This is a genomic window from Vibrio sp. 10N.286.51.C3 (genome assembly GCF_003050065.1).
Classification (GTDB): domain Bacteria; phylum Pseudomonadota; class Gammaproteobacteria; order Enterobacterales; family Vibrionaceae; genus Vibrio; species Vibrio crassostreae.
The window spans coordinates 132,615-144,257 of record NZ_PIGC01000006.1 but is presented as its reverse complement, the minus strand read 5'-3'; the positions used below and the strand labels follow the sequence as shown (position 1 = coordinate 144,257).

Sequence of the window (11,643 nt, the reverse complement as noted above, 5' to 3'; positions counted from 1 at the left end):
GAATGATGACTACAAGGGTGTATTTAACACCTGCCCTATTGTTTTTTGTGTTGGGCAGGCTAATCCATGTTTAGGTTACCGCGTTGCGAAATAGACCGTTGTTCCTTTTGAATAGTGAAATTGGTTTAAGCAGCACTTGCTAATTGAACGTTTGTTAGAAGGCTGCTAATTCGATGATGGCTTGCGAGAAATCGTTAACCCTTGGTTTGAGGCTCTAGGCCATCTTTCAAGAAGTTAAACCAGTTTTCTCCCAAGACTTGCCCAGCTTCAGACTCGCTGAAACCATGACGCATCAATCCGTTATAAATATTTTCCATACCCGCACTACCACAGAACCAAGGCAACGCATCTGGCCAACCTGAGTTGTTCGCAGAGCCTTCACCGTAGTCCATAGCTTTAGACCAACGACCATTTCTCATCCACTCAAGAACGGCTTGAGGTTGGTTTAAGCATAGGTCACTGCCAATACCAAGGTGCTCTACGCCGACCATGTCAGCGGTAGTCGCAACCATCTGGCAAAAGTCTTCCAATGTACATTGGCTGCCATTTGGTAGGTGGAATGGGTATAAGCTGAATCCGATTAAGCCACCGCGTGCGGTTAGGGCTTTAATCACATCGTTTGATTTGTTTCGTAATGCATCATGAGCGAACGTCGGGTTCGCGTGACTGATACAAATAGGACGAGAAGACAAGTCAATCGCTTCAAGTGTTGAGCGCTCGGCACTGTGAGACATATCGATGATCATGCCCACTCGGTTCATCTCTTCGATGGCTTGTTTACCAAAGCGAGTAATACCAGTGTCGTTCTTCTCGTAGCAACCTGTCGCCAGTAAGCTCTGGTTGTTGTACGTCAGTTGCATGATCAAAAGACCTTGCTTACGCATCACTTCGATAAGACCGATCTCATCGTCGATTGGAGAACAGTTTTGAGCACCAAGGAAAATACCGACTTTACCGGTCGCTTTTGCAGTCTCAACATCAGCCATTGAGTGAATCGGCATAATAAGGTCTGCGTTCTGCTCGAATCTTAAGTTCCACTCTGCAAAGCGAGATAAGGTTTCACGAGCTGTCTCATGGTAAACCGCGGTAGCGTGAACTGCTGTAATGCCGCTCGCCTTTAGTGTTTGGAAGTATTCTCTATTCCAATTGCAGTATTGCAATCCATCTATAACAATCCGTTGCTGGTACATAACCACTCCTATTGAAAGCTCAGTGTTCTAGCTCGGTTTTGAAAACACGCTCAAGTAACATGTTTTCAAAAATGGGTTAAATCACTTGTCTAAGTTCGTTTGCTGTTTTGGTTTGAATGTTGGCCTGACTCTGTGAATCAGGCCACTTTTCATTAATAGAACGTCAATTAATAGAGATCTATCTAGTAAGGACGCTGGTAAGCCGTCTTAACCACTGTGTAGAACTCTTTCGCGTATTGACCTTGCTCACGAGGACCGAAGCTAGACTCTTTACGGCCGCCAAACGGTACGTGGTAATCCGTGCCTGCTGTTGGTAGGTTCACCATCACACAACCTGTTTGCGCTTGTTGCTTGAACATTGCGCTAGTACGTAGGCTCTGAGTAATGATGCCGCCTGTTAGACCAAAGCGAGTATCGTTGGTCGTCGCGATAGCTTCTTCTAGGTCAGCCACACGAATCACGCTTGCCATTGGTGCGAACACTTCCTCTTGGTTCACTTCCCAATCGTTCTTAGTGTTTAAGAACAGCGTTGGAGACATGTAAAAACCTTCGTGTTGCATGCTCAAGCGTTCACCACCAAATGCCAGCTCACCGCCGCTTTGACGCGCTTTCTCAACCCAGCCTAGGTTTGCTTCAAGTTGGTTACCGTCAACTACCGGCCCCATGAACACGCCTTCTTCTAGTGCGTGACCCACTTTCAGCTCGCTCATACGCTTAATCAGTGCTTCAACGTATTGGTCGTGAATGCCGTCCATAACCACTAGACGAGAAGATGCTGTACATTTTTGACCTGCGCCAGAGAATGAACCTGCGATAGTTGCATCAACTGCTGTTTGGATATCAGCATCGTCAGCAACCACAAGTGCGTTCTTACTGCCCATTTCTAGTTGGCAACGAACGAAGTTTGGTGCGGTAGCGGCTGCTACTTTACGACCCGTATCAACCGAACCAGTAAAGCTCACACCGTTCACTTCTTTAGAGTTGATCAGTGCATCACCCACTGTTGAACCGCTACCCAAAACAAGGTTGAACGTACCTGCAGGGATACCTTGACGGTGGATTATCTCAGTAAGCGCAACCGCACTTGCTGGTGTTAGGTTTGCTGGTTTCCAGATAACGCTGTTACCGAAAGCCAGTGCTGGAGCGATTTTCCAAGCAGCCGTTGCTGTCGGGAAGTTCCAAGGAGAGATGATGCCGATAACACCAACCGCTTCACGAGTCACTTCAACAGAAACGCCAGGGCGTACTGAGTCCGCGTTGTCACCAATTTGACGAAGCACTTCAGCCGCAAAGTATTGGAAGAACTGTCCTGCACGGTAAATCTCACCACGACCTTCAGCAAAAGGCTTACCCTCTTCACGCGAAAGTAGTGTGCCTAGTTCATCACAACGTGCAATCAGCTCATCACCAATCGCTTGAAGTACCGCTTGCTTGCGTTCAATCGGCGTTTTTTCCCACTCTGGTTGAGCGTGTTTTGCCGCTGAAATCGCTTGTTGAACTTGCTCTGCGCTTGCTTGTGCAAAGTTACCGATGTTTTCAGAAATATCTGATGGGTTAATGTTCGCAACGGTGCTTACACCAGCTTGCCATTCGCCGCCAATGTAAAGTGCGCTTTCTGCTTGAACATTCTGTAATTGAGTCATCATTCTGTCCTTGTAACGGTTAGGTTGCGGTTGAGTCTGGCAACCATTTGGTTAATTAATAAACTGTTAATATTCAGGTAATTAATTGCTAAAATAAGTCGTACATTTTGTATCTGAAATGAACCCGACCGCTTGTATCAATAAACCGCTTTAATTCAAAAGAGTTTTGATCCGCAAATAGCCTTAGTTCACAGTCGAATTATTCAGGTTGAGATGCTGATGCATAAACCACGAACTCAACCAACATTTCTTCTCTTGCTAACCCTGCAACGACGACCGCAGCACGGTTTGGATAAGGTGCATTGAAGTATTCTCCGTATACGCTGTTTACCGTTTTTAGGTATTCACGGTCTGTCACGTAGATCAGAACTTGCAGCACTGAATCCATAGATTCGCCAGCACACTCCAATGTATGAACAAGGTTGTTAAAAGTCTGACGCGTTTGCGCTTCAATACCGCCCTCTACTACTGCGCCAGTTTCATCAATTGGAATCTGCGCTGTGTATAGAGTGCCGTTATTAACGATTGCCCACTCTAGTGGTGCTTTTGAGGCGAAAAGCTCGGTTTTTACTGGGTGTTTTTTAGTTTGTGCGTTCACGATTCCATCCAACTTTGTAACAACTATGTTTCAAGATGGTTAAATACTGCACCTTGACGAATGATAAATCTAACGGTAAATTTTGTGCATTTGATAAATAAAATCTATCACCTTGTGAAAAGTAAGGTATAGCAAGGGCTAGAGAAGGATCAGTGCCATGAGTATTAAGCTACAACAGTTAAAACATTTTGTTTTAGTGGTCGAAGAAGGCGGATTTCGAGCAGCATCTCACCGCGCCAATCGCTCGCAAGCGGCACTTTCTACGTCAATAAAAGAGCTAGAAAAAATACTTGGTCAGCCACTGTTTGAAACAGGCAACAAATCAACCCTGACGCCTTTTGGAGAAATATGCTTGCCCAAGATCATTCAATTTCTGAATGTTTACAAAGCATTAGATAATGACCTACGCGCAGCGGCAGCAGGACAACAAGGAAGAGTTCGAATAGCGAGCGTGCCTTCGGTAGCCGCAAAACTAATCCCCAGTGTTTTAGGGGCTTTTTGTGAGCAGTACCCTAATGTAGAAGTGAGTTTGATTGATGATAATGCGGCAGGTGTAGAAGCAAGGTTACTCTCTGGCGAGGTGGATGTTGCCCTCGGCAATAGCTCCCATTTAGAAGAAGAGAGCATCGACTTCACGCCTTTACTTTCTGATCCTATCGGTGTGGTGTGCCTCAAAGACAACCCTATTGCCTCTCAACGGGAAGGAATCGAATGGCAAACTTTGTTAAAACAGCCCTTCATTCGCAACGGGACTTGCACCCTACTAGACCCAACGCCTGCGCGCATGCTCAGCGAACAAGCCCTATACTCAGTCGAGAACATTACCTCGCTGTTTTCGGTGTTAGAGCTCGGGATAGGCGTGACCACGCTACCTAAGCTGGCTTTCCCAACGAATGAAACCCGCTTGGTGTGGATTCCGTTAATTGACCCGCCCTTGCAACGACAAATTGGTATTTTCAGATTGTCTGATCGTACGATCTCACCACAAGCACAGGCTTTCCATGACTTATGTATTCAATACCTCAGTTATGAAGAGTAATAACTGAGCCTAGATTAAGTAAATTAGGCAGCGTTTTGCTGCCATTTACTTCCTCAAAACTCGGTGTTTCTTCTCCGCACCATGCTTCTCATAAACCCAATCCCCCCACTTCACTCCTATATCATCAACATTTAGGCGCTGAATTTTCACTCTCTCGCACGCAAATAGTGACAAGCTGACAACAATATAAAAATTATTCGCTTATTGATAAGGAGCGACGTACGTTTAATTTCCCAGAACAAAGAGCTCTTCCATCATTGGCTCAAACAAGCGTAACCATGGCCAAAACCACACTTCGCAGTTCAACTTGAAAATGAACCTAAGTGTTTGAATAGTCTTAATTGATAAGATCATAAATTGATAATTTCGCTCGCTGAACCCTCCTAAAAAGCCCCTCTTTTTCATGAGGATAAAGCATCTTAAATATTCATGAATAAAGTAATAAAACTATTACTTTCATAAATGAAAAATATATCTTTCAAAAATGGAATTATTGATATCGATATTTGTCGTTTTGATCACATAATTTTAGGCGTAATTTATATTTTGTCGAAACGATAGCGAATTAGCTTAATTCGTTTAATTTCGTCAGGAGATATAAAACCAGCAAGGGTTTTTCTTTAAAGCAAATCAAGTGTTATTAACAAGTGAAATGTAGTAACAAGTTAAATTTAAACTGTGTTTTATATTAACTTACACTGTTTAACATAAGGTTTTATTATGAGGCTTAATGGGATTAGTAGCGACATCCTTGTTGCCGCTAAAAGAGTTGTTCTCTGCCAAATAGTATTAGCCATCGGTGTAGTTTTATATGAAGTGTTTTTTGGTAATAAAGTAGATATGGAATCATCAGCTTTGGGCATCGTAATTGCGATGTTGCCACCGCTGTTTGGATTTATATATGCAAGCCTAAAGGTGCGTAAGAATCCTAATTATAGTTTACGTGACTTAATGCAAATGAGTCGTGTCGTAAAAATAACATATACGTTTTTAATGTTTATCTTGGCGTTCCAGTTTTTCAAATTGGATAACCCAGTAATATTATATGCGTACATCTTTACTATGGTTGGATACTTCTTAACACCGTTTATTACCGCCTCTAATAGATCGGAGTACGCGTAGTATGGATCAAGTAACTACCGCTCACGAATACATAGAGCATCACTTAACCTTCTTAACTACAGGTGATGGTTTCTGGGCGTTTAACATTGACTCGATGTTGGTATCTTGGATTACAGGTTTACTTTTCATCGGTGCATTTCGGTATGTAGCCACTCGTGGCACTAGCGGCGTTCCAGGTCGTTTTCAATGTTTTATCGAGCTTGTCTTTGACTTCGTCAATAATCTCGTCAAAGAGATTTTTCAAGCGGAAGATAAATTAATAGGACCACTGGCATTAACCACTTTTGTTTGGGTGCTGTTAATGAATGCAGTCGACCTATTACCCATTGATTTAATCCCGGGGTTAACTCGAGCTGTGGGTCTAGAGCACTTTAGAGACCTACCAACGGCAGACGTAAATATACCAATGTCGATGGCACTCGGTGTGTTTATTCTACTGTTAACCTATACATTTAAAAATAAAGGTTTTAAAGGCTTTATCAAAGAGCTAACTACTCAGCCATTTGATAACCCTCTTTTATATCCTGTTAACTTAGTTCTTGAATTAATAACATTAATTTCAAAGCCAATATCACTAGGCTTACGATTATTCGGAAATATGTATGCAGGCGAGATGATATTCATCCTTATTGCACTAATGCCTTGGTGGATGCAGTGGGCACTGAGTGTACCTTGGGCCTTATTCCACATATTAATCGTATTCTTACAAGCATTTATATTTATGGTACTGACCGTTGTTTATTTAGGAATGGCAACAGAAGAACACCACTAATTAATAACTAAAAAATTAACTAACAAATTATTTTCGGAGATACAAATGGATATCGTAAGCGCAGTTTTATATGTAGCAGGTGCATTACTGATCGGTTTAGGTGCAGCAGGTGCAGCATCTGGTATTGGTAACTTAGCAGGTAAATACCTTGAAGGTGTTGCGCGTCAACCAGACCTTACTCCAATGCTTCGTACTCAATTCTTCATCATGATGGGTCTTGTGGATGCGGTACCGATGATCGGTGTTGGTATCGGTCTATACATCATCTTCGCCGTGGCTTAATCAAACCGCTTTGAAAGATCGATTTATACATAATCAAGATTTAGTGAGGAAGGTATGAACTTAAATGCAAGCATGTTTGGACAAGCAATCTCATTCGTGATTTTTGTTTGGCTGTGCATGAAATATGTATGGCCCCCTCTCACCGCGATGTTAGACGAGCGCCAAAAAGAAATCGCTGATGGTTTACGCCACTCAGAGAACGCTGCGAAAGAGCTAGAACTAGCAAAATCAAATGGCGCGCAACTCATCGAAGATGCAAGAAAAGATGTGACTGAACTGGTTGAACAAGGCCGAAAACGCCGCAATGAAATCATCAGCTTAGCGCAACAAGAAGCCGAGCAAGAAAAGGCACGCATCTTAGAACAAGGTAGAGCTGAGCTAGAAGGCGAACGCCAAAAGATACGCCGTGAACTTCAGGCGGATATGGCAGACGCAGTGATTCAAAGTGCACAGAAACTGATTAGCAAAAACCTAGATTCCGCAACGAACCGAGCGCTAGTTGACCAAATGATTAGCGAACTCTAAGGAGAGGCAATATGTCAGATTACACCAATATTGCTCATCCCTACGCCAAAGCATCGTTTGAATTTGCTTTAGGTGAAAACCAGTTACAAGAGTGGCACTCAATGCTGTCCATTCTTGTAGCTGTCGCGGAAGAAGAAACGATCGCTAGTCAGATTTCTTCAGCTGAAGGGGCTTCTACACACCAAACGGAAGAGCTGGCAAACCTCATCATTCATATTTGCCAAGGACTCGTTGATGACCACGTCATTAATCTTATTCGAGTCTTGGCCGAGAACGGCCGTCTATCTGTTGTAAGAGATCTGTTTGAATTGTTCTGCGAGCTAAAGGACGAACATGAACGTGTAGTGCCTGTCACTGTCACCAGTTCTGAAATGCTGACACAGGATCAAGTTACGTCATTAACAGCTGCACTTGAGAAGAAATTAGAGCGTCAGGTTGAAATGAAGCAGGTTATTGATGACACGTTAGTAGGTGGAATGGTCATCAAAGCGGGTGAAACCGTTATCGATGGTTCTTTAAACACATCAATTGACCGATTGGCTCATCAACTTCACGCGAGATAGGTAACAATTATGCAATTAAATTCAAATGAAATCAGCGATCTAATCAAAGAGCGCATCTCGAAATTTAATGTGAGCACCGAGGCTCGCAATGAAGGCACTATCGTATCAGTTCGTGATGGCATCATCACAATCAATGGCCTTGCTGATGTTATGCAAGGTGAGATGATTGAGCTACCAGGTGGTAAATACGCACTCGCACTTAACCTCGATACCCACTCAGTAGGTGCCGTGGTTATGGGCCCCTACACTGACCTCTCTGAAGGTATGAAAGTGAAAGGTACAGGTCGTATCTTGGAAGTACCCGTCGGCAATGGACTTCTTGGCCGTGTCGTGAACACATTAGGCGAGCCAATCGATGGCAAAGGCCCAGTGAGTTGTGACCGACTCGACCCTGTAGAAGTGATTGCACCCGGTGTAATCGAACGTAAGTCTGTTGATCAACCTATTCAAACTGGCTACAAAGCGGTTGATACCATGGTGCCAATCGGTCGTGGTCAACGTGAACTTATCATCGGTGACCGTCAGACGGGTAAAACAGCGTTAGCTATCGATGCGATCATCAATCAGAAAGATTCTGGCATCAAATGTGTGTATGTAGCGATTGGCCAAAAAGCCTCCACTATCGCTAACGTGGTTCGTAAACTCGAAGACCACGATGCGCTTAAAAACACCATCGTCGTTGTGGCGTCAGCATCAGAGTCTGCAGCGCTTCAATACCTAGCCCCTTATGCGGGTTGCACCATGGGTGAATACTTCCGTGACCGCGGTGAAGATGCACTGATCATCTATGATGACCTATCAAAACAAGCCGTTGCTTACCGTCAAATCTCATTGCTATTGAAACGCCCACCGGGTCGTGAAGCCTTCCCTGGCGACGTATTCTACCTTCACTCACGCCTACTAGAACGTGCAGCACGAGTGAATGCAGAGTATGTAGAGAAGTTCACTAACGGTGAAGTGAAAGGCCAAACAGGCTCATTAACGGCGCTTCCGATCATTGAAACTCAAGCGGGTGACGTATCAGCGTTTGTACCAACCAACGTAATCTCAATCACCGACGGTCAGGTTTTCCTTCAAACCCAATTGTTTAACTCAGGCTTACGTCCTGCAGTAGATCCAGGTATCTCGGTATCTCGTGTGGGTGGTGCGGCGCAGTGCAAGATCATCAAGAAACTGTCTGGTGGTATCCGTACTTCATTGGCTCAATACCGCGAGCTGGCGGCCTTTGCTCAGTTCTCTTCTGACTTAGATGAGATGACGCGCAAACAGCTAGACCACGGTGAGCGTGTTACCGAATTAATGAAGCAAAAACAATACTCTCCTATGTCAGTCGCTGAGCAAGCAACGGTTATCTACGCGGCAGAGAAAGGCTACTTGGTCGGTGTTGAGCTAAGCAACATTGCCCGTTTTGAAGAAGAGCTGATTGCTTACGCCAAAGGTCAAAACCCTGCGTTGTTCGAAAAAATCAACGCGACAGGCGATTACAACGACAAAATCGATGGCGCTCTTAAAGAGATCCTAGAAGGTTTTGTTGGGATGAAAGCTTGGTAAGTGCTCCGGTTTGTTAGCTGGAAATCAAAACAAATAGGAGCAGATTATGGCAAGTACTAAAGAAATTCGCACCAAGATAGCCAGTGTTAGTAACACTCAGAAAATCACTAGCGCAATGGAAATGGTTGCAGCAAGTAAGATGCGCAAGGTTCAAGACAACATGACGCTAACTCGCCCCTACGCCGAGAACATGCGAAAAGTTATCTCTCATGTTGCATCGGGTTCGCTGGAATACCAGCACCCTTACCTGCAGCAGCGTGAACCTAAGCGTGTCGCTTACATCATTATCTCGTCCGATCGCGGCTTGTGCGGTGGCTTGAACTCAAACTTGTTCAAGAAAGTATTAGAAGAAATGGAGCAATGGCGCACCAAGGGAGTCGAGGTAGAAACAACCTTAGTGGGATCTAAGGCTATCTCGTTCTTCCAACGCGGCGGCAACGTTATTGCACAAACGTCAGGTCTTGGCGATACACCTAAGTTAGAAGACATCTTAGGTACAGTGAACGCGATGCTGGGGCATTACGACGAAGGCAAGATCGATAGCTTGTATCTCGTTTACAACCAGTTCGTCAACACCATGGTTCAAGCGCCAACGACCTTGCAGTTGCTCCCCCACCCTTCAGACACAGAGGAAGCTAGTGAGCCTAAAAAAGCGCGTCGTTGGGACTACATCTATGAGCAAGCACCCAAAGACATACTCTCAGAACTGTTACATCGATACATCGAATCGCAAGTGTATCAAGGCATTGTTGAGAGCATTGCCTGTGAGCAAGCAGCCCGAATGGTCGCTATGAAAGCGGCGACTGATAACGCAGGCCAACTCATTGACGACTTGCAATTGGTCTACAACAAGGCGCGTCAGGCTGCCATTACCCAAGAGCTGAGTGAAATAGTCTCAGGTGCACAAGCTGTCTAGGGCTAGAAAAGACTGGGTCAAGAACAGAATTTGAGGATTTAAGAATGAGTGTTGGAAAAATAGTTAAAGTAATCGGCGCGGTCGTTGACGTCGAGTTCAGCGGCGGCAACAGCCCACGCGTTTATGATGCTTTGAAAGTGACTAGCGACGAAGCAAGCTCGTTAGTATTGGAAGTACAGCAACAACTGGGTAGCAATATCGTTCGTTGTATTGCAATGGGTACGTCAGATGGCTTACGTCGTGGCCTAACGGTTGAAAACACAGGCTCACCAATCACGGTGCCTGTCGGCGAAGAAACATTGGGCCGTATCATGAACGTACTTGGTCAGCCTATTGATGAATGTGGTGAAATAGGCCAGAAAGAAAACTACGAAATTCACCGTGAAGCCCCTTCTTATGAAGAACAAGCAAACAGTACTGAGCTTCTCGAGACGGGTGTTAAGGTTATCGACCTTATCTGTCCATTCGCTAAGGGTGGTAAAATTGGTCTGTTCGGTGGTGCCGGCGTAGGTAAAACCGTCAACATGATGGAGCTTATCAACAACATCGCTAAAGCTCACTCAGGTCTTTCTGTATTTACCGGTGTTGGTGAACGTACTCGTGAAGGTAATGACTTCTACTACGAGATGAAAGAAGCAGGTGTACTAGACAAAGTAGCCATGGTTTACGGCCAAATGAACGAGCCACCGGGAAACCGTCTACGTGTAGCACTTACGGGCCTGACTATGGCTGAGCGCTTCCGTGATGAAGGTCGTGACGTACTGTTGTTCATTGATAACATTTACCGTTACACACTTGCCGGTACTGAAGTATCAGCTCTGCTAGGTCGTATGCCTTCTGCAGTAGGTTACCAACCAACACTGGCTGAAGAGATGGGTGTGCTTCAAGAGCGTATCACTTCGACTAGACAAGGCTCTATCACGTCTATCCAAGCAGTATACGTACCTGCGGATGACTTGACCGATCCATCGCCAGCAACAACCTTTGCTCACTTAGATGCGACCGTTGTACTGTCTCGTAATATCGCGGCATTGGGCCTCTACCCTGCGATTGATCCATTGGATTCAACCTCTCGCCAGTTAGACCCACTTGTGGTTGGCCAAGAGCACTACGACATTGCACAAAAAGTACAAACAACACTGCAACGCTACAAAGAGCTAAAAGACATCATCGCGATTCTTGGTATGGATGAGCTTTCAACTGAAGACAAACAGACCGTATCTCGCGCTCGTAAGATTGAACGTTTCTTAACTCAGCCTTACCACGTAGCCGAAGTGTTTACCGGTCAGAAAGGTGTCTTTGTACCGCTAAGCGAAACACTAAGAGGCTTTAAAGGTCTGTTAAGCGGTGAGTATGACGATATCCCAGAGCAAGCGTTCTTGTACTGTGGTTCTATCGACGAAGTGCTTAACAAAGCGAAATCACTCTAACAGGTAGGTGCA

General features: G+C 44.8%; 12 protein-coding genes. 9 read left to right on the top strand and 3 right to left on the bottom strand.

Annotation, left to right across the window (positions count from 1 at the left end; all coding sequences use genetic code 11):
- Positions 1–194: 194 nt before the first annotated feature.
- From CWO27_RS08525 to CWO27_RS08515, 3 genes are all read right to left on the bottom strand, one after another.
- The gene (locus CWO27_RS08525; protein WP_017060833.1) at positions 195–1,190 is read right to left on the bottom strand and encodes a membrane dipeptidase; all 996 of its coding nucleotides are present in this window, start codon (positions 1,188–1,190) and stop codon (positions 195–197) included.
- Positions 1,191–1,372: 182 nt separating this feature from the next.
- Positions 1,373–2,833, bottom strand: a complete 1,461-nt coding sequence (locus CWO27_RS08520; protein WP_048668871.1) for an aldehyde dehydrogenase family protein — start codon at positions 2,831–2,833, stop codon at positions 1,373–1,375.
- Positions 2,834–3,032: 199 nt separating this feature from the next.
- Complete coding sequence (locus CWO27_RS08515; RefSeq protein WP_004730412.1) at positions 3,033–3,431, bottom strand: RidA family protein; 399 nt, start codon at positions 3,429–3,431, stop codon at positions 3,033–3,035.
- A gap of 157 nt (positions 3,432–3,588) precedes the next feature.
- On the opposite strand from CWO27_RS08515, the gene CWO27_RS08510 reads away from it, so the two are divergent.
- From CWO27_RS08510 to atpD, 9 genes are all read left to right on the top strand, one after another.
- A complete protein-coding gene (locus CWO27_RS08510) occupies positions 3,589–4,470 on the top strand; it encodes a LysR family transcriptional regulator (RefSeq protein ID WP_048608581.1) in 882 nt (293 codons plus the stop codon).
- Positions 4,471–5,190: 720 nt separating this feature from the next.
- Positions 5,191–5,592 carry an ATP synthase subunit I gene (locus tag CWO27_RS08500; RefSeq protein WP_048608582.1) on the top strand — a complete coding sequence of 134 codons (402 nt, stop codon included), beginning with the start codon at positions 5,191–5,193 and terminating at the stop codon, positions 5,590–5,592.
- A gap of 1 nt (position 5,593) precedes the next feature.
- Positions 5,594–6,364 (top strand): F0F1 ATP synthase subunit A, encoded by a 771-nt coding sequence (gene atpB, locus CWO27_RS08495; protein WP_107898840.1) that lies wholly within the window; start codon positions 5,594–5,596, stop codon positions 6,362–6,364.
- A gap of 45 nt (positions 6,365–6,409) precedes the next feature.
- Entirely contained in the window at positions 6,410–6,646 is a 237-nt protein-coding gene (atpE, locus tag CWO27_RS08490) for a F0F1 ATP synthase subunit C (protein ID WP_004730405.1), read from the top strand.
- Positions 6,647–6,700: 54 nt separating this feature from the next.
- Positions 6,701–7,171 carry a F0F1 ATP synthase subunit B gene (locus CWO27_RS08485; RefSeq protein WP_017060839.1) on the top strand — a complete coding sequence of 157 codons (471 nt, stop codon included), beginning with the start codon at positions 6,701–6,703 and terminating at the stop codon, positions 7,169–7,171.
- Between the two features lie 11 nt (positions 7,172–7,182).
- Positions 7,183–7,734 carry a F0F1 ATP synthase subunit delta gene (locus CWO27_RS08480; protein WP_048608584.1) on the top strand — a complete coding sequence of 184 codons (552 nt, stop codon included), beginning with the start codon at positions 7,183–7,185 and terminating at the stop codon, positions 7,732–7,734.
- A gap of 9 nt (positions 7,735–7,743) precedes the next feature.
- Positions 7,744–9,285 carry a F0F1 ATP synthase subunit alpha gene (atpA, locus tag CWO27_RS08475; protein WP_102431242.1) on the top strand — a complete coding sequence of 514 codons (1,542 nt, stop codon included), beginning with the start codon at positions 7,744–7,746 and terminating at the stop codon, positions 9,283–9,285.
- 46 nt (positions 9,286–9,331) lie between these two features.
- A complete protein-coding gene (gene atpG / locus CWO27_RS08470; RefSeq protein WP_107898839.1) occupies positions 9,332–10,201 on the top strand; it encodes a F0F1 ATP synthase subunit gamma in 870 nt (289 codons plus the stop codon).
- 44 nt (positions 10,202–10,245) lie between these two features.
- Positions 10,246–11,631 (top strand): F0F1 ATP synthase subunit beta, encoded by a 1,386-nt coding sequence (atpD, locus tag CWO27_RS08465; protein ID WP_019820615.1) that lies wholly within the window; start codon positions 10,246–10,248, stop codon positions 11,629–11,631.
- Positions 11,632–11,643 lie beyond the last annotated feature (12 nt).